This is a genomic window from Nocardia rhizosphaerae (genome assembly GCF_042650365.1).
Lineage (GTDB): Bacteria > Actinomycetota > Actinomycetes > Mycobacteriales > Mycobacteriaceae > Nocardia > Nocardia rhizosphaerae.
In genome coordinates this window covers 15,479-39,602 of the sequence record NZ_JBHSBA010000003.1, presented here as the reverse complement: position 1 = coordinate 39,602, position 24,124 = coordinate 15,479, and the positions used below count along the sequence as shown (strand labels likewise).

23 protein-coding genes are annotated in these 24,124 nt (G+C 69.4%); 16 read left to right on the top strand and 7 right to left on the bottom strand.

Features of this window, described 5'->3' with window-relative positions; translation table 11 throughout:
- The first annotated feature begins 8 nt into the window (after nucleotides 1-8).
- Nucleotides 9-788: an ESX secretion-associated protein EspG gene (locus ACFOW8_RS01735; protein WP_378544365.1), complete on the top strand. Its 780-nt coding sequence runs from the start codon at nucleotides 9-11 to the stop codon at nucleotides 786-788.
- On the opposite strand, the gene ACFOW8_RS01730 is transcribed toward ACFOW8_RS01735, so the two are convergent.
- Together ACFOW8_RS01730 and ACFOW8_RS01725 are read right to left on the bottom strand one after the other, a co-directional pair.
- Nucleotides 789-1,301, bottom strand: coding sequence for a hypothetical protein (locus ACFOW8_RS01730; protein ID WP_378544363.1), 513 nt, complete (start codon nucleotides 1,299-1,301; stop codon nucleotides 789-791).
- 32 nt (nucleotides 1,302-1,333) lie between these two features.
- Entirely contained in the window at nucleotides 1,334-2,323 is a 990-nt protein-coding gene (locus ACFOW8_RS01725) for an NADP-dependent oxidoreductase (protein ID WP_378544360.1), read from the bottom strand.
- Nucleotides 2,324-2,535: 212 nt separating this feature from the next.
- Here ACFOW8_RS01725 and clpB point away from each other — a divergent pair, with 212 nt between their 5' ends.
- The 8 genes from clpB to ACFOW8_RS01685 all read left to right on the top strand — a co-directional run bounded on the left by clpB (nucleotide 2,536) and on the right by ACFOW8_RS01685 (nucleotide 11,602).
- The gene (gene clpB, locus ACFOW8_RS01720) at nucleotides 2,536-5,109 is read left to right on the top strand and encodes an ATP-dependent chaperone ClpB (RefSeq protein ID WP_378544357.1); all 2,574 of its coding nucleotides are present in this window, start codon (nucleotides 2,536-2,538) and stop codon (nucleotides 5,107-5,109) included.
- Between the two features lie 63 nt (nucleotides 5,110-5,172).
- The gene (locus tag ACFOW8_RS01715) at nucleotides 5,173-5,940 is read left to right on the top strand and encodes a DUF5666 domain-containing protein (RefSeq protein WP_378544354.1); all 768 of its coding nucleotides are present in this window, start codon (nucleotides 5,173-5,175) and stop codon (nucleotides 5,938-5,940) included.
- 67 nt (nucleotides 5,941-6,007) lie between these two features.
- Nucleotides 6,008-7,153: a hypothetical protein gene (locus ACFOW8_RS01710; RefSeq protein ID WP_378544352.1), complete on the top strand. Its 1,146-nt coding sequence runs from the start codon at nucleotides 6,008-6,010 to the stop codon at nucleotides 7,151-7,153.
- A 60-nt stretch (nucleotides 7,154-7,213) separates the two neighbouring features.
- Complete coding sequence (locus tag ACFOW8_RS01705; RefSeq protein WP_378544349.1) at nucleotides 7,214-8,020, top strand: SDR family NAD(P)-dependent oxidoreductase; 807 nt, start codon at nucleotides 7,214-7,216, stop codon at nucleotides 8,018-8,020.
- 81 nt (nucleotides 8,021-8,101) lie between these two features.
- Complete coding sequence (pyrE, locus tag ACFOW8_RS01700) at nucleotides 8,102-8,665, top strand: orotate phosphoribosyltransferase (RefSeq protein WP_378544346.1); 564 nt, start codon at nucleotides 8,102-8,104, stop codon at nucleotides 8,663-8,665.
- Between the two features lie 68 nt (nucleotides 8,666-8,733).
- On the top strand, nucleotides 8,734-9,792 hold the full coding sequence (locus ACFOW8_RS01695) for a beta-ketoacyl-ACP synthase 3 (RefSeq protein ID WP_378544343.1): 1,059 nt from the start codon (nucleotides 8,734-8,736) through the stop codon (nucleotides 9,790-9,792).
- A gap of 1 nt (nucleotide 9,793) precedes the next feature.
- Nucleotides 9,794-10,498 (top strand): lysoplasmalogenase, encoded by a 705-nt coding sequence (locus ACFOW8_RS01690; RefSeq protein ID WP_378544340.1) that lies wholly within the window; start codon nucleotides 9,794-9,796, stop codon nucleotides 10,496-10,498.
- Between the two features lie 165 nt (nucleotides 10,499-10,663).
- Nucleotides 10,664-11,602 (top strand): alpha/beta fold hydrolase, encoded by a 939-nt coding sequence (locus ACFOW8_RS01685; protein WP_378544337.1) that lies wholly within the window; start codon nucleotides 10,664-10,666, stop codon nucleotides 11,600-11,602.
- A gap of 137 nt (nucleotides 11,603-11,739) precedes the next feature.
- Here ACFOW8_RS01685 and ACFOW8_RS01680 read toward each other — a convergent pair whose 3' ends face one another.
- The gene (locus tag ACFOW8_RS01680) at nucleotides 11,740-12,207 is read right to left on the bottom strand and encodes a hypothetical protein (RefSeq protein WP_378548377.1); all 468 of its coding nucleotides are present in this window, start codon (nucleotides 12,205-12,207) and stop codon (nucleotides 11,740-11,742) included.
- 75 nt (nucleotides 12,208-12,282) lie between these two features.
- On the opposite strand from ACFOW8_RS01680, the gene ACFOW8_RS01675 reads away from it, so the two are divergent.
- The 3 genes from ACFOW8_RS01675 (at nucleotide 12,283) to ACFOW8_RS01665 (ending at nucleotide 14,560) form a co-directional block, all read left to right on the top strand.
- Complete coding sequence (locus ACFOW8_RS01675; protein WP_378544333.1) at nucleotides 12,283-12,594, top strand: DUF4190 domain-containing protein; 312 nt, start codon at nucleotides 12,283-12,285, stop codon at nucleotides 12,592-12,594.
- 25 nt (nucleotides 12,595-12,619) lie between these two features.
- Entirely contained in the window at nucleotides 12,620-13,303 is a 684-nt protein-coding gene (locus ACFOW8_RS01670) for a TrmH family RNA methyltransferase (protein WP_378544330.1), read from the top strand.
- Nucleotides 13,304-13,471: 168 nt separating this feature from the next.
- Nucleotides 13,472-14,560, top strand: coding sequence for a glycoside hydrolase family 76 protein (locus ACFOW8_RS01665; RefSeq protein ID WP_378548374.1), 1,089 nt, complete (start codon nucleotides 13,472-13,474; stop codon nucleotides 14,558-14,560).
- Between the two features lie 3 nt (nucleotides 14,561-14,563).
- On the opposite strand, the gene ACFOW8_RS01660 is transcribed toward ACFOW8_RS01665, so the two are convergent.
- Entirely contained in the window at nucleotides 14,564-15,247 is a 684-nt protein-coding gene (locus ACFOW8_RS01660) for a DedA family protein (RefSeq protein WP_378544327.1), read from the bottom strand.
- A 26-nt stretch (nucleotides 15,248-15,273) separates the two neighbouring features.
- Here ACFOW8_RS01660 and ACFOW8_RS01655 point away from each other — a divergent pair, with 26 nt between their 5' ends.
- From ACFOW8_RS01655 to ACFOW8_RS01645, 3 genes are all read left to right on the top strand, one after another.
- Nucleotides 15,274-16,239: a DUF368 domain-containing protein gene (locus tag ACFOW8_RS01655; RefSeq protein WP_378544324.1), complete on the top strand. Its 966-nt coding sequence runs from the start codon at nucleotides 15,274-15,276 to the stop codon at nucleotides 16,237-16,239.
- Between the two features lie 87 nt (nucleotides 16,240-16,326).
- Nucleotides 16,327-17,364: a class II fructose-bisphosphate aldolase gene (gene fbaA, locus ACFOW8_RS01650; protein WP_378544321.1), complete on the top strand. Its 1,038-nt coding sequence runs from the start codon at nucleotides 16,327-16,329 to the stop codon at nucleotides 17,362-17,364.
- A gap of 40 nt (nucleotides 17,365-17,404) precedes the next feature.
- Entirely contained in the window at nucleotides 17,405-18,523 is a 1,119-nt protein-coding gene (locus tag ACFOW8_RS01645; protein WP_378544318.1) for a BTAD domain-containing putative transcriptional regulator, read from the top strand.
- Between the two features lie 16 nt (nucleotides 18,524-18,539).
- Here the strand turns inward: ACFOW8_RS01645 and ACFOW8_RS01640 are convergent, their stop codons facing one another.
- The gene (locus ACFOW8_RS01640) at nucleotides 18,540-20,312 is read right to left on the bottom strand and encodes a hypothetical protein (protein WP_378544315.1); all 1,773 of its coding nucleotides are present in this window, start codon (nucleotides 20,310-20,312) and stop codon (nucleotides 18,540-18,542) included.
- A gap of 123 nt (nucleotides 20,313-20,435) precedes the next feature.
- On the opposite strand from ACFOW8_RS01640, the gene ACFOW8_RS01635 reads away from it, so the two are divergent.
- Nucleotides 20,436-21,107 (top strand): hypothetical protein, encoded by a 672-nt coding sequence (locus ACFOW8_RS01635; RefSeq protein WP_378544312.1) that lies wholly within the window; start codon nucleotides 20,436-20,438, stop codon nucleotides 21,105-21,107.
- Nucleotides 21,108-21,113: 6 nt separating this feature from the next.
- Here ACFOW8_RS01635 and ACFOW8_RS01630 read toward each other — a convergent pair whose 3' ends face one another.
- Both ACFOW8_RS01630 and ACFOW8_RS01625 read right to left on the bottom strand, forming a co-directional pair.
- Entirely contained in the window at nucleotides 21,114-22,169 is a 1,056-nt protein-coding gene (locus ACFOW8_RS01630; protein ID WP_378544309.1) for a fused (3R)-hydroxyacyl-ACP dehydratase subunits HadA/HadB, read from the bottom strand.
- Nucleotides 22,170-22,267: 98 nt separating this feature from the next.
- On the bottom strand, nucleotides 22,268-23,794 hold the full coding sequence (locus ACFOW8_RS01625) for an Rv0361 family membrane protein (protein WP_378544306.1): 1,527 nt from the start codon (nucleotides 23,792-23,794) through the stop codon (nucleotides 22,268-22,270).
- Between the last annotated feature and the right edge of the window lie 330 nt (nucleotides 23,795-24,124).

Genomic DNA, 24,124 nt, shown 5'->3' with positions numbered 1-24,124 from the left:
CGATCCTGATGGAGCAGAGTAGATTTCCCGTGCGTACCTGGCAGCTCACCGCGCTCGACTTCCGCACGTTGTGGGAGGCCGCCGGCCGTGATGTCCTCCCGTATCCCCTGCATCACCGGCACACGAACGTCGACTCCAGGGCGGAAATCCTGCGGTTGCGCCGTAAGGCCGCCGAGAACTTGGTGGCCGAGTACGACAGCGACCTCGATGCCGCGATGGCCGCTCTGCTCGCGCCCAATGCCAGGGTCGAGGTGGCGGGCGGGTGCGGCAGTACGCGCACGATCAGAGCCTACGGCGGCATGCGTGATGCGTACGCGGCCTTGGCGGTTCAGGCGCCCGACGACCGATCCGAACCGGGCGACATCACCCTCCGATTGCTGTCGCCCGACGTGCTGGCCGCCGCCGTCCTGGCGACCTTGCCCGCGGTCCGGCCGGGGAAGGGGCGCGAAATCAAGGTCACCGCGGCCGAACTCGCCGCACCGCGCCCGCACGTTCGCGACCCGTGGAACCCGACCCCGCGTGAGCGGCTCGAAAAGTTCTTGGCAGAGCCCACCGATACCCTGACCCATATCGGCGTCTACGCCAACGGCAGCATCGACAACCGGCACACCGAGGGCCGCGACGACTTCCAGCTGCACGATATCACCGGCGACGGCCGCTATGTCTTCTACGGCGAATCCACCTTCATCGCCAAACCCACCACGGCCGACCGCATCCACACCACTCTGCGCGCGATCCTCGCAGACACCGCAGCCAAGGCCAAGCAGGGCGCTCACCGCGTTCGCTGATCAGCTCGCCAGGGCGGACAGTTCCCCTGCCGTGCCACCGAGCAGTCGCCTGGCCCGCACCAAATGGTCTGCGGCAGCGACGATCCGGTCGTACTGCGACGTGGTATCGGGTATCCCGTAGTGCTCGGCGAACCACCTGGCTACTTCGGTCCACGAGTACAGCGCGTAACCATCGCCGCTCATCGGCGTCGGAAACCCGCCAGGCCCCCGGTCGCCGTTGGCCAGTCGGCGGACGCTCTCGTAGGTGCGAGTTGTCCTCGCCGCGATCGTCTTCAGCGTGACCAGATCCTCGGTGCGCACGCCGACGACCACGAAACCGGCGGCCTCGGCCTGCTCGACCGCGGTGATGATGGCCGAGGCCACCGAATCGGCGTGACGATGCACATGCAGAACCGGGACGATCCGCGGTCCGAATTCCGGTGTCGAGTCGTCGAGCCCCGCCTCGAAGAGAGTGTCCAGTTCGTCATCGCTCGGTGTGCGAGCGAGCACCAGGGTGAATTCGTGGTGGCTCATGACGATTCCTTCATGGGAGGAAGTGGGGTGGATCAGATCGCCAGGACGGTCTTTCCGCGCGCGCTGCCCGCGCCGAGCACAGCGGGGGCGGCCTCGAGGGGGACGGTGGCCTCGATGGGGACGACGATGTCGCCTGCGGCGACGCGGGCGAGCAGCCTGCTCAATTCCGGGCCTCGGCCCTTGGATTCGAAGTTGCCGCCGGTGATGTCGCGATCGCGCAGGGCGGCTTCGTCGGCGGCCCAGGTGGTGGAGTAGGCGTGGCCGCCGCGGCGGACCAGGGTGGCGTGCCGTGCGAAATCGGCGGGGCCGCTGATGAGGTCGAACAGGATGTCGATGCCGTCGGGATGGGTGAAGTGAACGGCGTCGGTGACGCTTGAGTCGCGGTAGGCGGCGGGGTCGGACTCGATGCGGTCGGGGTCGGCCGGCCGCGGGCGGGTGTAGTCGATGGTCTCGGTGGCGCCGAGGCGGGCGACCTGGTCGGTGGCGTCGCCGCGCGCGGTGGCGATCACGTGCGCGCCTGCGAGATTGGCCAGCTGTACGAGAAACGAGCCGACGCCGCCGGTCGCGCCGACGATGAGGACCGACTGGCCGGGCTGGATTCCGGCGGTGTCGACGAGGTCCTGGGCGGTCACCCCGGCGATCGGCAGGGCGGCCGCCGTGACCGCGGTGATGCCGGCCGGGATCGGCACCAGGGTCGCGTCCTCGGGCAGGGTCGCGTACTGGGCCCAGCTGCCGTGGCCCGCCGGGGCGGTGAGGAACTTGCCGACCACTCGGTCGCCGACCGCGAACGCCTGTACTCCCGGCCCGACCGCCGAGACCGTGCCCGCGCCGTCGACGCCGAGGATCATCGGGAAGTCGGTGGGCATCTTCCCCTCGAGCAGGCCGTCGGCCATCTTCAGGTCGAACGGGTTCACCCCGGCCGCGTCGAGCGCCACCTGCACTTCGCCGCTGCCGGGTTCCGGTACCGGCATGTCCGCGAGCTCGGGCGTGCCGCCGAACTTCTGGACCACGATCGCGCGCATCGGCTGGCTCCTTGTCTCGGGGTGATCAGGCAGGGGCAATCCTAGGCGGGCACCCCTGCGACGTGCGGTGATTGATCGTCTTCGGTGGTGTCGCGGCGGTAGCGTGAGATCGACCCGGACGAGAAGGCGAAAAATAATAGAGTTGAGTGGAACAGACTCAACTTTGTCAGCGTTGAACAAGTCGATACCGCCCGACACACCCGAGGAGATCAGTGGACTCGTTCAATCCCACCACCAAGACACAGGCGGCGCTGACCGCCGCCCTTCAGGCCGCGTCGGCGGCGGGCAACCCGGAGATCCGTCCTGCCCACTTGCTGGTGGCGTTGCTGGATCAGACCGATGGCATCGCCGCCCCGCTGCTGAAGGCCATCGGCATCGACCCGGCGACCGTCGAGCGCGAGGCCGGTGACATCGCCGACCGGCTGCCGCAGGCGACCGGCGCGACTACCACTCCGCAGCTCGGCCGCGAGGCACTGGCCGCGATCACGGCCGCGCAGCGGCTGGCCACCGAACTCGGCGACGAGTACGTCTCGACCGAACACCTGCTGGTCGGCCTCGCCGACGGCGACACCGAGATCGGCAAGCTGCTGCACCGCCACGGCGCCAGCCCGGAGGCGCTGCGCGAGGCGTTCACGAAGGTGCGCGGCAGCGCGCGGGTCACCAATCCCGACCCGGAATCCAGCTACCAGGCGCTGGAGAAGTACTCCACCGACCTCACCGCGGCCGCTCGCGCGGGCAAGCTCGACCCGGTGATCGGGCGCGACACCGAAATCCGCCGCGTGGTGCAGGTGCTCTCCCGGCGCACCAAGAACAACCCGGTGCTCATCGGTGAGCCCGGCGTCGGCAAGACCGCCATCGTGGAGGGGCTGGCGCGCCGGATCGTCGAAGGCGACGTACCGGAGTCGCTGCGCGACAAGAAGGTCATCTCGCTCGACCTCGGCGCGATGGTCGCGGGCGCGAAGTATCGCGGTGAGTTCGAGGAACGGCTCAAGGCCGTGCTCGACGACATCAAGAACAGCGCGGGCGAGATCATCACCTTCATCGACGAGCTGCACACCATCGTCGGCGCCGGTGCCACCGGCGAGTCGGCGATGGACGCGGGCAACATGATCAAGCCGCTGCTCGCGCGTGGTGAGCTGCGCCTGGTCGGCGCGACCACGCTCGAGGAGTACCGCAAGTACATCGAGAAGGACGCGGCGCTGGAACGCCGGTTCCAGCAGGTGCTGGTCGGGGAGCCGTCGGTGGCCGACACCATCGGCATCCTGCGCGGCATCAAGGAGCGCTACGAGGTGCACCACGGCGTGCGGATCACCGATTCCGCGCTGGTGGCGGCCGCGACGCTGTCGGACCGCTACATCACCTCGCGCTTCCTGCCCGACAAGGCGATCGACCTGATCGACGAGTCGGCCTCGCGGCTGCGCATGGAGATCGACTCGCGCCCGGTCGAGATCGACGAGGTGGAGCGGGCCGTGCGGCGCCTCGAGATCGAGGAGGTCGCGCTGGCCAAGGAGACCGACGAGGCCTCCAAGCAGCGACTGGAGAAACTGCGCTCCGAACTCGCCGACGACCGCGAGAAGCTCAGCCAGCTCACCACCCGCTGGCAGAACGAGAAGAACGCGATCGACTCGGTGCGCGGGCTCAAGGAACAGCTCGAGGCGCTGCGCGGTGAGTCGGAGCGGGCCGAACGCGACGGTGACCTCGGCAAAGCCGCCGAGCTCCGATACGGCCGGATCCCCGCGCTGGAAAAGGAACTCGCCGCGGCCGAGCAGGCCAGCGGTGCGGCGGCCGACGGCGACGTGATGCTGAACGAGGAGGTGACTCCCGACGACATCGCCGATGTGGTGTCGTCGTGGACCGGTGTTCCGGTCGGCCGGATGCTGGAGGGCGAGACCGCGAAACTGCTGCGGATGGAGACCGAACTCGCAGGTCGCGTCGTCGGTCAGGCGGAAGCGGTCACGGCCGTGTCGGACGCGGTGCGCCGCGCCCGCGCAGGCGTGGCCGACCCGAACCGGCCGACCGGCTCGTTCATGTTCGTCGGGCCCACCGGTGTCGGTAAGACCGAGCTGGCGAAGTCGCTGGCCGACTTCCTGTTCGCCGACGAGCGCGCGATGGTGCGTATCGACATGAGCGAGTACAGCGAGAAGCACTCGGTGGCCCGCCTGGTCGGCGCTCCGCCCGGCTACGTCGGCTACGACCAGGGCGGCCAGCTCACCGAGGCGGTGCGCAGGCGGCCGTACTCGGTGGTGCTGTTCGACGAGATCGAGAAGGCGCACCCGGACGTGTTCGACATCCTGCTGCAGGTGCTCGACGAGGGCAGGCTCACCGACAGCCAGGGCCGCACGGTCGACTTCCGCAACACCATCCTCATCCTCACCTCCAACCTCGGTGCCGGTGGTGACCGGGACCAGGTGATGGCGGCAGTGCGGCGCGCGTTCAAGCCGGAGTTCCTGAACCGGCTCGACGATGTGGTGATGTTCCACGCGCTCGATGCCGAGCAGCTGGAGTCGATCGTCGACATCAACCTGCGGCAGTTGCAGAAGCGGCTCGCCCAGCGGCGGCTGACGCTGGATGTCACCGAAGAGGCCAAACAGTGGCTGGCGGTGCGTGGCTACGACCCCGCCTACGGTGCGCGGCCGTTGCGCAGGCTGATCCAGCAGGCCATCGGCGACAGCCTGGCCAAGGAGCTGCTGGCGGGCGCGGTCACCGACGGCGACACGGTGCGCGTGAGCGTAGACGACGCCTCCGACAAGCTGGTCGTCGGCCGCGAGGTTGTCCCCAGCTCGTGAATTATCCACAAGCGCGGTGCGTAGGAGCATCCCTACGCGCCGCGCTGACCTACATTGGATCTCATGACGAACCCGAACGATCCGTGGGGGCAACGCCCGGAGGATTCGCCGACCGAACGGCTGGGTTCGCCGGGCATGGACACGACCAAACCGTACGGTGGCGGCGGGTTCGACGAGTGGGGGCAGCCGTCGAATCCGACCATGGCACTGCCACCGCACGACGCGCAGTGGGGCGCCTACGAGAGTGGCTATCCCGCCGCGCAACCACCGCACCAGCAGCAACAGCCGCCGCCGGGGTACCCCGCGCCGCCGCCGGGATATCCACCGCATCCCCAGGGCGGTGACCAGGGCGAACCGCCGAAGCGGAACACCGTATTGTGGATCGCGCTCGGTCTCGGGGTGCTCGCGCTGATCGCGGTCGGTGGGGTGCTCGCCGGGCTCGTCCTCAGCGGCAACGGAGCCGACGAGAACACCGCGGCCGCACCCACCACCACCCAGCTCCTACCGCCGACCAGCCAGACCGCGCCGGTCGTGCCGCCGAGTGTCAGCGGACTGCCCGGCCTGCCCGGTCTCGGTGGTGGCGACGACCTCGGCGCCACCATGGGCACCATCACCGCCAATACCGGCTCCGAGATCACGATGAGCACTCTCGGCGGGTCCACCCTGCGGGTGCTGATCGACGATGCCACCCAGGTGATCTCGTTGACCAGCACGAAGGCGAGCGAGCTGCCCGTCGGCGACATGGTTATGGTGCAGGGCGACAAGAACCCAGACGGGTCGATCCACGCCAAGATCATCATCAGTACGGCGTTGCCAGGCGGCCCCCGATGAGCGACCCGCGCGTCGAAAGCCCGCACTGCCGGGCGATCACGGCGACGGCTGGATAGGCTAGGCGACGATGACGGCTATGTGGTTCGGGTTGGCGGCGATCGCACTCGTTGGTGCGGTCGTACTGCTCTATTTCGATCGGGTCCAGCGACAGCGGACCGGGCACGCGCGCCAGGGCTGGGCGAAGTCCCAGGGCTACACCTACGTCTCGGTCGAGCCCGCGCTCGCCTCGACGTGGCGTCGTGGCGCACTGGCCAAGCTCGGCTATCTTTCCGCGGTCGATGTGGTCTCCGGCATCCGTAAGGGCGAGAAGTTCGTGCTCTTCGACCTGGAGGACGCGGCGACACTGGTCGCGGTGCGCCGCCAGATCGGCTCGGAGATCGACGTCGATATGCGGCTCAAGACCGCGTCGCCGCCGAAGGACCACGATCTGGAGCTGCTCGGTGCGATCGGTGACCGGGTGGTATTCGCCACCGATCCCGAAATCGCCAGGCACGCGGTGGATCAGCGGATGGTCGGCTTCATCGAATCGCTGTCCGACACCGTGCAGATGCTGTGGAGCGAGGGCAACTGGACCCTCGGCATGCTGCCGGTCGGTAGCGGCCCCAAGGACTGGGAGACCGCGATCGACGCGGTGCTGCGCCTGTCCGGCCTACTACACGTGCTGCCGCCGGTCGCGGAGCCGAGCGAATACACCCGCCCGCGCAGCAATGCCGACCAGCCGCTCGACGACCTCCGCGCCCCCGCGAGGGCCGAGGACGATTACGACGAGCCGGGTCGGGCCCGTTTCCCCGGTCCCGACGATCTCGACGACCACTATCGCGCCCCCGCCGACGACGCCTACCGGCCCACGCCCGGCGATGACCCGTACGGCCGCGCGCCCGCCGACGATCCGTACGGTCGTGCCCCCGGCGCCGAGCCGACCGGCGCCGAGCCCGACGACTTCGCCTACGGCCGTCGCACACCCGGAAAGCCGCAGCCCTACGCGGGCGACGACTACGACCCCGATCTGGACGACCCCGATTTCGAGGACCAGCCGGCGCCCGGCCGTCGTCCGCTCGGTGAACCACCCAAGCGACCCTCACTCGCGGTGGTTCCCGAACCGCGCCCCCGCGCGGAACCGCCACTGCCGGAACCCGGGGACGCCGAGTCCGAGCAGCCAGGCGGACCGTTCCACCCCGGCTTCCGTCCGTACCAGGGTCCGGTACCGAAGTAGTCCCGGCCGTGGCGATCCCCGCCGCGACAGCCCAACCAGCCCGACTTGAATCGACCAGCGATGACCGATAGCTCCGCGCGCCCGCCCGGCGCGCACCGCCCCGTTGCCATGATCACCGGACCCACCGCCGGGATCGGCCACGGCTTCGCCCACCGCCTTGCCGCGCTCGGCTACGACCTCGTGCTCGTCGCCAGGGACGAGCAGCGGCTGCGCGCCCTCGCCGACGAGCTCGGCCGTCGCTACGCCACCTCGGCGGAGGTGCTCGTCGCCGACCTCGCCGATGACGACGACCGCGCCAGGGTCGCCGAGCGGGCCGCGGCCGGGCTCGACTTCCTGGTCAACAACGCGGGTTTCGCGCACTCGGGCGAGTTCTGGACGCTCGAGCCGGCCGAGCTCCAGGCCCAGCTCGACGTCAATGTCACCTCCGTGGTGCAGCTCACCAGGGCCGCGTTGCCCGCGATGATCGCGGCGGGGACCGGTTCGATCGTCAATGTGGCGAGTGTGGCCGGGCTGATTCCCGGTCGGGGGTCGACGTACTCGGCCTCCAAGGCCTACGTCGTATCCTTCTCCGAGGGGTTGGCGGGCGGATTGGTCGGCACGGGTGTCCGCGTCCAGGCGCTGTGCCCCGGGTTCGTGCGCACCGAGTTCCACGAACGCGCGGGCATCGAGATGAGCTCGCTGCCCGAGCGGCTGTGGCTCGACGTCGACCAGGTGGTCGACGGGTGCCTGCACGACCTCGAAGCTGGCCGGGTGATCAGCGTTCCCGGCGTGCAGTACAAGGTGATCACCGCGGTCGCGGGGTTTGTCCCGCGGACCCTGATGACCCGCCTGAATCGTGGCCTCTTCAACGCGCGTGGCAGGACCTAGGGCACGAACATCGGGCCCTGCGTCGGCAGCGTAGCGTTCTAGGCGTCAGGGCAGCTCATGAACCGAAAGGATGCAGCAACGATGATCGACCAGGCACGTCAGGCGCTCACGGAGGCCGACCGCGACCAGCTGGCCGCGCTCGTGCGCGAGCTCGCGGTCGTGCACGGCAAGGTGACGCTGTCCTCGGGCAAGGAAGCCGACTACTACGTCGACCTGCGCCGCGCGACGCTACATCACCAGGCCGCACCGCTGATCGGATCGCTGCTGCGTGAGCTGGTCGCGGACTGGGATTTCGCCGCGGTCGGTGGCCTCACCATGGGCGCCGATCCGGTCGCGATGGCCGTGATGCACGCGCCGGGGCGGCCGATCGACGCGTTCGTCGTCCGCAAGGCCGCCAAGGCGCACGGCATGCAGCGCCAGATCGAGGGCCCCGACATCGTCGGCAAGCGGGTGCTCGTCGTCGAGGACACCACCACCACCGGCAACTCGCCGCTCACCGCGGTGCGCGCGCTGCGTGACGCTGGCGCGATCGTGGTGGGCGTCGCCACGGTCGTCGACCGCGAAACCGGCGCTGACCAGGTGATCGCCGCTGAGGGGCTGGAGTATCGGTCCATCCTCGGACTCGGCGATCTTGCCCTGAGTTAGCCTGGACTACGCCAAACCTGGATGACGACGTTGTCGTCCGGCAAGTCTGAAGGACGTGTGAGTCACCTGTGGTGAGCATTGCTGTAAACAAGAGTCGTGACAACGTTGCGATGCTCGGGATCGGTGCATACCGACCGCAGCGCATCGTCAGCAATGCCGAAGTGTGCGAACTTCTCGACTCGACACCGGAGTGGATCTTCGAGCGCACCGGCATCCACAACCGGCGCTGGATCAGCGGCGACGAGACGATCCGCTCGATCGCCGCGGCCGCCGGTGACCGCGCGCTGAAGAACACCCCGCTTGAGCGCGACAAGATCGACGCGGTCATCCTGTGCACCTCGAGCTGGCTCAAGCTCACCCCGCACGGCGCGCCGTCGGTGGCCGCCGATCTCGGCCTCAACGGTGTGGCCGCCTTCGACCTCACCTCCGGCTGTGGCGGCTTCGGCTACGGGCTCGGCGTCGCCGCCGACCTGATCCGCGCGGGCTCGGCCGAATACGTGCTGGTGATCGGCGCCGAGACGATGACCGTCGGCCTCGACCCCACCGACCGCGGCACCGCGATGATCTTCGGTGACGGAGCCGGCGCCGTGGTGGTCGGCCCTACCGAGGAGAACGGCATCTCCCCGACGGTGTGGGGCAGCGACGGCGAGAACGCCGAGGCGATCGCCCAGGACGTCGACTTCCTGACCTACATGAACAAGGCACAGGCCATGCAGGGCGCCGACCCCGAGGTCGAGCCGATCGGCCGGATGTCGCTGCGTATGGAGGGTCCGAAGGTCTTCCGGTGGGCCGCGGTGACGCTGCCACGCGCGCTGTCGGCCGCGCTCGACGTCTCCGGTGTGGCCAAGGAGGACATCGAGGTCTTCATCCCGCACCAGGCCAACGCGCGGATCAACGAGCTGATGAAGAAGAACCTCGGCTTGGCCGAGGGCATCCCGATGGCCAACGACATCGAGAACACCGGCAACACCTCGGCCGCATCGATCCCACTGGCGATGGAGGAAATGCTGGTCACCGGCAAGGCCAAGGGCGGCCAGCTGGCGCTGCTGCTCGGCTTCGGCGCCGGGCTGAGCTACGCGGGCCAGGTGGTCACCCTGCCGCCCGCGCCGAAGGAAGCGAGCTTCTGACGTGCGAGCGCTGCGCGCCGGGTATCTCGCCGCGGCCGCGGTCACCGTTTTCGGTGCCGTTACCGGCCGCGACCGGCTCCAATGGCTGAGTAAGCCGCTGCTGATGCCGCTGCTCGCCGCCGACACCTTCACCGCCGCCGAACTCGATCCGGTCGAGCGTCGCCTGCTCGTCGGCTCATTGGCCGCGGCGACCGTGGGCGACATCCTGCTGATCGAGCCCGACGACGATCGGCGGCTCATCGCGGGCGCGTCGTCGTTCGCGGTGATGCAGACGGGTTATTCGGTGCTGTGGTGGCGGCGCGGTGCCCGGCCGCTGGCCGCGATCGCCGCGCCGCGGGCGCTGGCGTGGGCCGGTGCCGCCGGTTTGCTGCGCGCCAAGGCTCCGGCGCTGGCGGTCCCGCTGACTGCCTACGGTGCCACCCTCGGCACCGCGGCCACTCTCGCCTCCGATCCCGGGCTGGCGCCCGAGGCGAAGAACGTCGCGGGACTGAACATCCCGAACGGCGATCCGCGCAGCCGCTACGGTCTAGGCGCCCTGCTGTTCACGGTCTCGGACGGCCTGATCGTGCTGCGCCGCCTCTTCGCCCGCGATGACCGGACGCGCAGACTCACCGAGGGCGTCATCCTGGCGACCTACGCCGCGGCGCAGTACCTGCTCACGAGCCCGCCACAGCGGGTCGATTCCCGGCGGCGGTCGATGGAGTAGCGCCACGCTGAGCGCACATTCTTCCGCGCCGACGGCCGGACGGCGACGATTCGAATCGTTTGTGCGCGCTCAGCTGGGGTCCTGCCAGGCTCACCTGACGCCGCGGTCACACAGCGCTTACGCCGCCGACCTCCCCACGCAACACCCGCCGCGCACGCTTCGAAGATGACCGGGCAGGTGCAGTTCGTGGAGGTGCACGGCTATCGCCGTGCGTTCCGGATGGCGGGATCCGGCCCGCCGGTGCTGCTCATCCACGGCATCTCCGACAGTTCCGAGACCTGGGCGCCGGTGTTCGACGCGCTGGCCGAGCACTTCACCGTGCTCGCGCCGGATCTGCTCGGCCACGGCGAGTCCGACAAGCCGCGCGCCGACTACGCCGTCGGCGCATACGCCAACGGGATGCGTGACCTGATGAGCGTGCTCGGGATCGAGCGGGTGAACCTGGTCGGGCATTCGCTCGGCGGTGGCATCGCGATGCAGTTCGCCTACCAGTTCCCGGAGCGGGTGCAGCGGGTGGCACTGGTCTGCCCGGCCGGCATGGGAGCCGGGGTGCATCCGGCCTTCCGCCTCGCCACGCTGCCCGGTGCCGGCCCCGGACTGATGGCGGTGACCAGCTGGCCGGTGCGGACCGCGGTGCGGGCCGCGATCCCGACCGTGCACGCGCTCGGCGGGCTCGGCCTCGGCCCGGATGTCGACTATGTGCTGCGGCTCTACGGCAGGCTGGCCGATACCGGCGCGCGCAACGCGTTCCTGCGCACCATCCGCGCGGCCGCCGACCGGCGCGGGCAAACCATCACCATGCTCGACCGCGGTTACCTCGCGGCCCACCTGCCGACGCTGATCATCGGCGGCACCCGCGACACCGTCATCCCGTCGGTACACGCCGAACGCGCGCACCGCGCGTTCCCCGGCTCGCTGCTGGAGATCTTCGATGGCGCCGGGCACTTCCCGCACCACTACGACCCGGACCGGTTCGTGAAACTGCTGTGCACCTTCGTCGACGGCACCGAACCGGCGGTGTTCGACCCGCAGCGCTGGCAGCGCACCCTGCGCCGCGGCCGTCCGATCGTGGCCCTACCATCGGCCGGTGTGGCTCGGGGGTGAGTGGTCAGGGCGAGGACAGTCGGTTCGCCCTTGCCGAGGCGGAAGGAGCCGAGGCCGCAGGTCGCGACCGGCGCGGTGCGATGGTGAACGCGGCGCCGATCGTCATCCGGTGACCGCGGCGCCTTCGCAATCCGGCGCTATGGCGGGCTGGAGTCCGCCGGCGGCAGGAGCATGATCCGGTCCCGGTCGTCCGGGTCGACGCGAATCGGCAGGGTCCGACCGATCACCATGCCCGGTTTGTCCACAGGCATCACGTCGACCACGATCCGGCCGTGGTAGCTGGCCGATCCCGGCACGGTCAGTTCCACGTCGAGTTCGGTGAGTTCGCTGGCATGGTCGGTGCGCGACAGCGGCCGCACCCCCTCGATCCTGGCCCAGCCCTCCAGGCCGTGCCTGCGCAGCCTGCGGTCGGCCCTCGACGGCATCGACGCGATCGCCAGCGCGATACCGGTGGCCGAGCCGAACAGCCCGACCATGATGAATACCTGATACGGCATCGTCCCCGGCGGGGTGTGCGGCGCGAGCCAGCCGAGCCAGACCGCCAGCGCGACCAGGTACAGCGCGACCACGCAGGCCATGGCCTGCAGAACGCGGGTGTGTTCCATGCTGTCGACCACCGGTGGACCCTTCGATTCCAGGATAGGTCGAGTGACCATGTGCTCGGCGGTACGATTCGCCCCATGAACGCTCCGCCTCCGGGTTATCCGGGCTATCTCCCGCCGAAGGACCACCCGCAGACGAACACCGTGCTGATCCTGGGGATTCTCGGTCTCGCGTTCTGCGGTGTCTGCGCGCCGTTCGCCTGGCTGAAGGGCCGGTCGGTGCTGGCGGAGATCGATGCCGCGCAGGGCCTGATCGGTGGCCGCTCCTCGGTCTACGCCGGCTACGTCCTGGGGATCGTCGGCACGGTGGTGCTCGGTGCGAGCCTGTTGATCGGCGTCGGCGGACTCGTCCTCTTGATGATCGCCGGGGCGGCCCAGTCCTCGGCGTGAACGGCCCCGGCCTAGCATTCTCCTGGTGAACGAGCCAGTGTCAACGCCGCAGGACGCGGTCGCGGGTCCGACCGAGTGGGGCGAGCATCCGTACGGTCTCGGCCCGTGGGAGCGGGAATACGGCACCCCGGCGCCCACCGATCCCCGCTACGACCCGGTGCTGCTGGCCGAGGGCGACCGGCGCAACGTGGTCGATGCCTACCGGTACTGGACCCGCGAGGCGATCGTCGCCGATATCGACGCGCGTCGTTTCCCCTTCCATGTGGCGATCGAGAACTTCGGCCACGACGCGAATATCGGCACGGTCGTGCGCACCGCCAACGCCTTCGCCGCCGCTGCGGTGCACATCGTCGGCAAACGGCGCTGGAACCGGCGCGGTGCCATGGTCACCGACCGCTACCAGCACCTCATGCATCACAGCGACCTCACCGAGCTGCGTGCCTACGCCGCGGCCGAGGGGCTGACCGTGGTCGCGGTCGACAATGTGCCTGGTGCGGTGCCACTGGAGACGGCCCAGCTGCCGCGCGAGTGTCTACTGCTGTTCGGCCAGGAGGGTCCCGGCGTCAGTGAGGACGCGAAAGAAGCTGCGGCGCTGACTGTTTCGATCGCCCAGTTCGGCTCCACGCGCAGCATCAACGCCGGTGTCGCCGCCGGAATCGCCATGCACGCCTGGATCCGGCAGCACGCTGACCTGTCGAAAGCGTGGTAGCGGTTCGCTACAACAAGCCAACAGCACAACTCGGTAACAGAACGGGCGCGAAAACGGGGGGAAAACTGGCACCATAGTGCTATGACCTCGCGCAGTGGCCGGCGCCCGCAGCCCACCGATCGCGCCGGAGCCGTGCCTACCCCGGCGCTGTGGTCCGAGCGCGCCGACATGGCCGAGTCGGCGATCGTCTCCCGGCACCTGCGCATGCTGTGGGGCTGTCCCGGAACGGAATTGGGTGTCGTCGGCTGGCCCGCGACCCGCCGCGAGCGGGCCTTCCTCGGCTGGCACTACTGGTGGCAGGCACACCTGCTCGACATCGCCGTCGACGCCGCCAACCGGGTTCCCACCCCGGCAAGGCGCCGCCGGATCGGCGCGCTCGCGCGCGGCATCCGCGTCCGCAACATCACCGGCTGGACCAACCGCTACTACGACGACATGGCCTGGCTGGCGATCGCCCTGGAGCGTGCCGAACGTACCCAGGAGCTGAGCTCGGCTCGTGGCGCGCTGACCGCACTGGAGCAGCAGCTCTACGGCGCCTGGGACCCGGCCGTCGGTGGCGGGATCCCGTGGCGCATCCGCTCCGACTTCTACAACGCGCCCGCCAACGGCCCCGCGGCTATCGCTCTACTCCGGCTCGGCCGGGTCGAGCGCGCCCAGCAGATGGCCGACTGGCTCGACGCCACCCTGCGCGATAACGAGACCGGGCTGATCCTCGACGGCATCCACCTGCCGTCCGGCGAGATCGAGCGGCCGGTGTTCAGCTACTGCCAGGGCGTTGTGCTCGGCCTGGAGACCGAACTGGCCGTGCAGACCGACGACGACCGGCACGCCGAGCGGGTCAGCGCGCTGCTGGCCGCGGTCGAGGAGCACCTGACCACCCGGCTCGTGATCTCCGGCGGCGGCGGTGGCGACGGCGGCCTGTTCAACGGCATCCTCGCCAGATATCTGGCGGTGGTCGCGTTGATGCTGCCGGGTGACGGCAAACAGCAGGAGGCCGACCGCAGGGTCGCCGCCGCCATCGTCAAGGCCTCGGCCACGGCGGCCTGGGCGAACCGCCTCGAGGTCGAGGGCGAGCCGCTGTTCGGGCACGACTGGAGCAAGCCCGCCCGATTACCCGGCGGCATCGCGGGCGCGGGCAAGCTGACCGCGGGTGGTTCGGTGACCGCCTCGGCCGTCCCCGAACGCGACCTCTCGGTGCAGCTGTCGGGCTGGATGCTGATGGAAGCGGCCTTCCAGGTGACCGCCGCCGGGCTGTGAGGCTCAGTGCTCGTCGGCGGTGACGCTCTCGGGATGGTCCAGATCGAAGTCCTCGACCGGCTTGGCCATTTCCTGGCGGTAGTGCCGCAGACCGAGCGCCGTGCCGACGATCAGCCCGACGATCATGACGGCGATCACCGCGGGCATCAGCCACGGCACCTGCTCGAGGAACTCGCCCGCGTAGTAGCCGATCAGCAGCAGCACCGGCGCCCAGATGATCGCGCCGATCGTACTGGCGATGGTGTAGCGGCGATGGTCCATGCCCGCCGCGCCCGCCACCATCGGACACAGCGTGCGCACCCACGGAATCCAGCGGGCCACCAGCACCGCGAAGAAACCGTGCCGTTCCAGCAGCGCGGTGACCTTCGCCAGATTCCTGGTGTTGATATAGCGGCCGTTCTTCCGCGCGACCAGGTGATGCCCGGTGCGCTGACCGACGACATAGCCGACCTGGTTGCCCGCGATCGCCGCCACCATGGTGCCCACCGACAGCGCCCACACGTGCGCTTCGCCATTGGCGTGCGAGGCCATCACGATGCCCGCGGTGATGAGCATGGAGTCACCGGGCAGGAACAGCCCGATGATGAACGCGCATTCGAGGAAGACGAACGTGAGCACGATCGTCCAGACGAGCATCGGGCCCGCGGATTCGATGGGGGTGAACGCAAGGGCGTGGCACGTTGTCATGCGGATCCTCCGGCTACGCTGTGCCTGTGTCGCGATCTACGGGAAGCTATCTGCTCGATGCCCTGCGTGGCGGGCTCATGGGAACGGCCGAAGTGGTGCCAGGTGTGAGCGGTGGCACCGTCGCGCTGGTCACCGGCATGTACGACCGCCTGATCCTCTCGGCCGGGCATACGGTGAGCAGCTTGAAACTGCTGGTCACCGATGTGCCGAAGGGGCGCGGCACCCAGCGTGCCGCGCAGGAGTTCCGCCACGTCGACCTGCGGTTCCTGCTGGCGGTCATGGCGGGCATGATCGTCGCAGCGCTGACTGCGGCGAAACTGGTCGTGCCCCTGGTGGAGAATCATCCGCAACGTACTTTCGCGTTCTTCTTCGGGTTGGTGCTTGCCTCGCTGTGGGTACCTTATTCCGAATCCGGACGACGGTGGTCCCCACGCGAGTGGATCATCGCGGCGCTGGTGGCCGTCGCCGCCTTCGTGCTCAGCGGCCTGCCGCCGCAGGAGATCGACGATCCCAACCCGCTGCTCGTTGTCGGTATCGCCGCGGTGGCGATCTGCGCGCTGGTACTGCCCGGCGTCTCCGGCTCGTTCGTCCTGCTGGCCACCGGCATCTACACCGTGACCTTCAACGCGCTCAACGATCGTGACCTCGGGTACATCGCGCTGTTCGGTTTCGGCGCGATCCTCGGCCTCTCGTGCTTCGTCAAGCTGTTGCAGTGGGTGCTCGAGCACCATCACCGGATCACCATGGTCATCATGACCGGTCTGCTGGCCGGATCGCTGCGGGCACTGTGGCCGTGGCAGCCGTGGGGCTCCGACAGCAGGGAACTGCAAGCCCCCAGCAACGACATTCCGATCACCGTCGCGCTGATGGTGGCCGGTTGGCTCGTCGTCGTCGCGATCATCGTTATCGAACGAAGGACGAGTGCGGCTCACCTCGACAACCCTACCGGGACGGCGATCGAGCAGCCGAATGCCGACTCAACCCACTCCTGACCTAGGCTAGCGCTGACATAATCAGCTGTTGACGGGTACCTGCGCCCGACCCGACGGCGCACACCGCACACTACGGAGGTCTACACAGTGCCTATCGCGACTCCGGAGGTCTACGCCGAGATGCTCGGCCGGGCCAAGGCGCACTCGTTCGCATTCCCGGCCATCAATTGCACCTCGTCGGAGACGATCAACGCCGCCATCAAGGGCTTCGCGGAGGCGGGCAGCGACGGCATCATCCAGTTCTCGACCGGTGGCGCCGAGTTCGGTTCCGGCCTCGGGGTGAAGGATATGGTGACCGGCGCGGTGGCGCTGGCCGAGTTCGCGCACGTGGTCGCCGCCAAGTACGACGTCACCATCGCGCTGCACACCGACCACTGCCCCAAGGACAAGCTGGACACCTACGTGCGCCCGCTGCTCGCGATCTCTCAGGAGCGGGTGAACAACGGACTGAACCCGCTGTTCCAGTCGCACATGTGGGACGGCTCGGCCATCCCGATCGACGAGAACCTCGAGATCGCCAAGGAGCTGCTCAAGCTCTCGAAGGCCGCCAACATCATCCTCGAGGTCGAGATCGGCGTCGTCGGTGGCGAGGAAGACGGCGTCGAGGCCGAGATCAACGACAAGCTCTACACCTCGTCCGAGGACTTCGAGAAGACCGTCGACGCGCTCGGCGCAGGCGAGAACGGCAAGTACCTGCTCGCCGCCACCTTCGGCAACGTGCACGGCGTCTACAAGCCGGGCAATGTGGTGCTCAAGCCCGAGGTGCTGGCCGAGGGGCAGCGGGTCGCGGCCGCCAAGCTGGGTCTGGCCGCCGACGCGCAGCCGTTCGACTTCGTCTTCCACGGCGGTTCGGGCTCGCTGAAGTCCGAGATCGAGGATTCGCTGCGCTTCGGTGTGGTGAAGATGAACGTCGACACCGACACCCAGTACGCCTTCACCCGCCCGGTCGCCGGTCACATGTTCAGCAACTACGACGGTGTGCTGAAGATCGACGGCGAGGTCGGCAACAAGAAGGTCTACGACCCGCGCAGCTACCTGAAGAAGGCCGAGGCTTCGATGGCCGCCCGCGTTGTCGAGGCGTGCAACGACCTGAAGTCGGCCGGCCGGTCGGTCAGCGGGTCCTGATCACCGCTGTTTCGCGAACAATCACACGGGGCCCGAGCTCATGACTCTTGATGTTCGTGTGCTCGGGCCCGTTCGACTGCTGGTCGGTGGTGAGCCGGTAGCGGTCGGCGGGCCCAAGCCGCGCGCTCTGCTTGCCGCGCTCACCGTCAACCGGCGGCGTGCGGTGTCGTCCGCCGTGCTGGCCGAGATGGTGTGGAACGAGGATCCGCCGGACTCCTACGCCGCCAGCCTGCAGGTGTTCGTCTCCAATATCCGCAAGGCGTTGCGGATCGCCGGGATCGACCCGGCCCAGGTGCTGCGGACCGAGGGTGCCGGGTATCGCCTCGAGATCCCCGACACCGCCTGCGATCTCGGCCGATTCGAGAACGCGCGCGAGGCCGCGACCCGCTGTGTCGATGTGGGTGACCATCCCGGCGCGGCCAATCTGTTCGGTGCCGCGCTGCGTGAATGGACCGGGCGGGCCATGTCGGATCTGTCCGGGCTGCAGTTCGCCGACGGCTTCGCCACCGCGATGGACGAGGAGCGGCTGCTGGCGGTCTCCGCCCGCGTCGATGCCGAAATCGCCTGCGGGCGGGCGTCTTCGGTGATCGGCGAGCTGGTCTCGATGACCAACGAGCACCCGCTGCGTGAACCGCTGTGGGGTCAGCTGATCACCGCGCTGTACCTGTCCGGCAGGCAGGCTGATGCGCTGGAGGCGTGCCGCCGGGTGCGCGGTGTGCTCGCCGAGGAGCTCGGCATCGATCCGGGCGCCGCGTTGATCGACCTGGAGCAGCGGGTACTGCGCCAGGAACCGCTGAACGTGGCCGAGTCCAAGCGCACCGAGCAGCTCGCTGCGGCGATGACCGAGACCGTCACCGAGGTCCCGCGTTCGATTCGCAGCGGCAATCTGCGCTTCGCCGACGGGCGCACCATCTCGATTCCGCACGGCGGCATCAGGATCGGCCGGATGACCGATAACGAACTCGTCCTCGACGACCCGAAAGCCAGCCGCTACCACGCCCACATCATGCCGAGCCGGGCCGGACTGCTGATCAAGGATCTGCATTCGGCCAACGGCGTGTATGTCAACGAACTGCCCATCGACACCGGCGCTCTGCTGGCCGACGGTGATGTCATCCGTATCGGCGCGACGGTGCTGACCTTCATCGCCGTGAGCTGAGGACGGTGGCGCCGATTCAGTCGGGAAGCGCGTGCCGGGTCGCCAGCGCGTCGAGGCCGCGACGGAGGCGGCGGAAGTAGGTCGCGCGGCTCAGGTGCAGCCGGGACGCGACCTGGACGTGGGTGGCGGCCGGGCGCAGGTAGTAGTCGGCGAGGATGCGCCCGGATTCCGCGGTCGCCGGATCCGGGCTGTCTGCCATGTCGGCCACCGCCGTGCGCAGCCATTCCCGCAGGGCGGCGGCGGTGGGGGTGGCGGGCGAAGCGAGCAGCGGGCTAACGGCCAGGGCGGTGGTGTCATGGATCCCGTTCAGCGCGTGCGCGATTCGTTCGGGATCGGGCTCGGTGGCAGCGCCGGACAAGCGGGCCAGCCAACGTCCGCCGCCAGCGGCGAAGTCATTGCTGTAGACCTCGGGGGCGCGGCCGCACCGGTAGACGTCGTCGCGCAGGCCGCCGTGCGGATCGAAACGGAGGCTGCGCAGCAGGTTCAGGTATTCGGGATTCGCGGTCGACACCACCAGCTTCCCCGCGATCGCGCCCGCGCGCAGCGTATGGCGCAGGATCTGCGCGTGGGCGGCACGGTTGGTGCCGAAGGCCGCACCGAGGAACAACCCGCCCCGCTGGGTGTCGAGTATCTCGGCCGAATGCTGTTGCAGCACTGGATCGATACACGCGGCGGTGTGCTCGGCGATCGGCAGCAGGCCGACGAGTCCGGCCAGCGTGCCGTCCGGATCGTGTGCGAGATGGAAGCCGGCGATATCGGTGTCGATCCAGCCCGCGACGACTCGCTCCGCCCGACGCGGGTCGAAATCGTTGCGGCGTGCCCACTTTCGCATGAGTTCAGCGATCTCATCGGCATCGGCCGTGGTAGCTCGGCGAATCGGGACGGTGCCGCGGGCCGCCGGGAACAGGGTGGCACGGACCGGTGCCGACGCGGACGCGAACACCGCCTGTTCGGTCAGCGCCGCGCGCTCGGCATCGCTGGTCGCGCCGCGCAGGAGTGTCCTGGCCCGCGTCGCGGCGCGGTCGCGGACGCTGCGGTGGTCGGTGGGTTGCCGCCAGCGGTAGGCCAGGTCCAGGATCTCGCGGTAGGGCTGGTCGATGGCGAGCCCGACCGTTCCCGGCGTGATCACGCTGAGCCCGGAGAGCATCGAGAAGAGTTCGGGGCCCGCGGCCAACCCGCCCTCGTCGGCCGCCCCGGCGGTAGCCAGCCCGCGCAGCGCGTATTGCCAACGGCGGCCGGGTAGTTCACGGCCGATCCGGTCGGTGAGCTCGAGCGCGATCCGGTCGGCGATCGCACCGGTCGCCGACGGCTCGATCCCGGCGTGCAGCGCCCGCGCGGCAGCGGTGGCGATCAGTGGGATCCCGCAAGCCAGCGCCGTGACCCAGGCGCGCGCCGCGGGATCGTCGATGCCCGCCGCTCGTGCCACGCCGTCGATCCGGGCATCCGGGAGTGGGTCGAGGGCGACGGTGGCCATCGGCCGTGCCGTCCACTCGACGGCGCAGGCGAGCGGCTGCCGGGTCACCACGACCACCGGGCCGTCGTGGCGGTCCATGATGGCGCGTGCGGTGGCCAGCCGCTCGGCACCGTCGGCGCCGTCGATGACGAGCGGACCGGGTCCGGCGGCTGTCGGACCCGGAGCTCCCGCATCGTGGAAGACGGCGTCTGCGAGTTGCTCGACCAGAACGGTCTTCCCGACCCCGAGTGGACCGCACACATTGACCAACTCGTGTTCCGACAGCGCCACGTCGAGTGCGGCGCGCGCGGGCGCCGGGTCAATTGGTGCGGTCACGCCTGTCTCCCTGTCCGGTGCTGGACCGGAAGTCTACGTTCAGGATGAGACCGGCGTGAGACTGCGCGCGACCGAAACCGTTGCTAGCGTGGCCAGCGCAGGAGCTACCAGGAGGATCTCACCATGCACCGGCGACAGACCGTTCCCGTTCGTGCCGCCCGCGCCGGCATGCTGGCCGCGATCGTCGTATCCGCCACCGTGACCGGCTGTGCCGACACCGGCGACGACAGCGGGACCGATGCCACCACCAGTGCGTCGACCGCCGCGCCCACCACGACCGCGGCCGCGGCCACCACTCCCACCGGCCCGGCCTTCGACCCGCAGACCGCGCCGCTGTCCACCGCCGAACTCGGCGAATTCCCCTACTTCGCCATTCCGGCCGGTTTCGAGAATCCGAACAGCCCCGAGCCCATCGCCGACCGTGACCGGGTGCCGGTCTGGACCGGCAGTCAGCTGCGCTGGGTGGTCGGCAAGGTGTATCAGTCCCCGATCTATGCCTCCGACGACCGGACGTTCTCGAAGTTCGAACTGCTGGAATCGATCGACCAGGCCGTCGCCGACGCGGGCGGTGTGAAGGTGACCGAATCCAAGATTCCGCAAGAGTTCATCGACAGCATCGATAAGGACCTGCGGGTCTCCTACAGCTCCGGACTCGGCGACATCTACAACAACAAGGCAAGCACCTACCTCGTTCGCCGACCCGATCGGCTCGTCTGGATCCACGTCAGCACCGACAGCGCGGGCGCGGGCTGGATCATCGCCGAGGAACAGGCCGACGAGACCGGAGGGAACTGATCCGGTCTAGGTCAGCCGGACCTCGGCGATCGCGCGGCCGAAGAGCTTGCGGCCCTCCGAGACTCCGCTGAGCAGCAGGGTCGCGGCGCGGCGTTCCGGGTCGATCGACTTGATCTTGCCGGAGAACTCGATCAGGCCGGGTTCGGTCGGAGGCACCGGGACGAAGCCGGAGAACCGGACGGCCAGCTTCTCGATCGCGGTCGGGTCGCCGAGCCAGTCGGTCAGGTACTGCGCGGCCAGACCCATGGTGAGCAGGCCGTGGGCGACGACGGTCGGCAGGCCCGCCAACTCGGCGGCACGGTCGCTGAAGTGGATGGGATTCGGGTCGCCGGAGACGCCGGCGTAGTTGGCCAGATCGCCACGGGTCACCCTGGCGACGCCGGCGGGCAGCTCATCGCCCTTGGCCACGGAACCGAACTCGGGGATGGTGTTGACGGGGGCGTCGGCGCGCGGCGGGGTGACCGGGGCCGGGCCGGTGCGGCGGATCAGCACGTCGCCGGTGTCGACACCGGCGACGGTGGTCGGGCGCGGATGCATGCTGATGTTCTCGACGGCCTGCACGATATTCGCGTCGACCTCGACTCCCTGGCGGGCCACGATGGTGGTTGTACCCTGCACGGCGATCTCGTCGTCACCGTTGATCAGCTTGAAGCCGACATTGACGAAGTCGTTGTCGCCGAACTGGCGGATCGACTCGATCTCGATCTCGGTGCGGATCTCCTCGCCCGCCAGTATCGGGCGGTAGATCTCGAAGACCTGGTCGGTCTGCAGCACCTGGGAGAGGTCGTAGTCGGTGAGCACGCTGTCGAGCAGTGCTCGTGTGGCGTTGAAACCGATCACCGAGGCGAAGGTCGGCGGCGCGACGATGGCGTCGTAGCCGAGCTTGCGCGCGTCGACTTCCTGGTAATGGGCGGGGTGCAGATTCTGCACGGCCCTGGCGAATTCCCGGATCTTCTCGCGGCCCACCTCGTAGTGATCGCGGAATCCGAAGCGCTGGCCCGCCAGCGTCGCGTCCGGGACCACAGTTTCGGTGCCCGGCGACACTGTCTGTTCCCTGCTCATGATCCGAAAAATGATAATGGAGTACCCAAGGGAATGGCCAGTTATGTGTGACCCGTCATAGCGGGCAGAAATTGCCCGCTACGACGGGTCGGCGCCGGTCACGGAGTGGCGGTCGGGTCGCACACCTTCCAGCCGTCTTCGGTGCGCTGCAGGTCGAAGGTGCGCGCGGTGCGGGTCGACGGGTCGGCGGAGGTGGAGACCGTGGCCTCGGCCAGCGCGGTGTCGTCGGTGATCCTGACCGCGTCCACGCTGTCGACGACCGGGATGGAACCCTGCTCCGCCGAGAGCTGATGCACGCCGCTGAACTGTTCGGGGGTGATGCCCTGGTAGAAGTCGTGCAACTCGCCGCAGGTGCTGGCCCGTAGCCCGTCCAGATCACCGCTGCGCAGCGCGTCGGTATAGGTGCCGATCGCCGCCTTGACCTGTCCCTCCGGCGAGTTGTCCCCGCCGGTCATCCACACCACGCCCGCGATCAGCGCCAGCACGAGCACCGCGGCACCGCCGACGGCGAACAACCACTTCTTCGACCGGCCCGGCGCCGCCTCGGCGGGCGCGGCCTGCGGCGCCTCGATCCGCCGCGGTTGTGCGACCGGACGGCCACCCGGCTGCGCCTGCTCGGTCCCGTGCGCGAGCGGACCCGGCTCGTTCGGCGGGGCGATCTGGCGCCTACCGTCGGCGAGCTGCTCGGCGGGCCGCGTCGGCTGGATATCGGCGGGCGACGGTGCCGATGCCTGCTTCGGCACCGCTCCTGGCCCGCGCGGCGGCTGCGTCTCCTCGCCGCCGTGCCCGTGCGGTCCACCCTGGTTTCCCGCCTGCCGCGGACCAGCGGGCCCACGCGGAGTACTCGGCGGCGGCGTCATCGGCCTGCCGCCCGCGGGCGGCACCACCCGATCCGTCATCCGCTGAATCGGCATGGCGGTGGTCGGCGCGTCGGCCGGGTTCACCACGCGCATGGCGACCGTCTGGTCTTCGGACGGGGGGATGTCGGCCTTGTGCGGGGATGCCGCAGAGCCCGCCGCGCCTGGGCCTGCCGCGCCTGGACCTGCCGGGGTTGTCGGGCCTGCTGGGCTTGCCGTGCCCGCTGCCGCTGTGGTGCCCGCTGCGCTGGCTGCGGCCGCCGCGGCACCGGGGCGCTCCGCGGGACGGCCGGATTCACCGGCGCTGTTCCTGCCGCTATCGGTACTCGCACCTGGCCCCGCCTGCGTCTCGGCACCTGGCCCGGTCACGAACTCCTCGGTCGCGCCTTCCTCGGGGGCGCGGGAAACAGGCTGCCCGACAACGGCTCCCGCGACAGTGGGGGCGTCGGAGCCGGCGATCCCGTCCTGCTCGCGATTCGCGCCGGACATCGGCGTCCCGGCGTCGCCCGCGTCGACGTGACCAGTCTTCGATGCGGTGGGAACGGTCTGGCCCGCTCCGCGGTGCTCAGCGTCGCGGGCAGGGGCGGCGGCGGTCGGAGCGTCGGAGTCGGGGATCCCGTCTCGCTCGCTACTCGCATCGCGCCCGGATGTCGCCATGGCGGCGTTTTCCGCGTCCTCGACGCCCGGATCGCCCGATCCCTCGCCGCGAGTGGCACCCTGCCGGGCCGAATCCGCTGCCTCCTCGCGCTCGCCGCCCGGCAGTCCCAATGAGAGTCCGGCCAGCGGTGATGCTGCCCCTGCCTGCGAATCCTGTTCTTGTGCAGGATGTTCGGGGCCACCTGCCCGGTGATCCATGCCTGCGGATGGGCGATCGCCTCCGCCCGCCGATCCGCCGACCCGCGCCGTATCGTCGGCGCTTCCACGACCCGGCGCGGCAGGCCGAACATTGCCAGGTCGACCGGATGCGTCGCCGGAAGGTCGAGCGGGCACTCCCTGCCCGGGATGTCGCTCACCAGCGAGGTTCCCGGCGTGGCCTGTGCCCTGTGCCCGCGGCCCACCTTGAACGTTTCCTTGGCGGGATTGCGCGCTCGCGCCGGG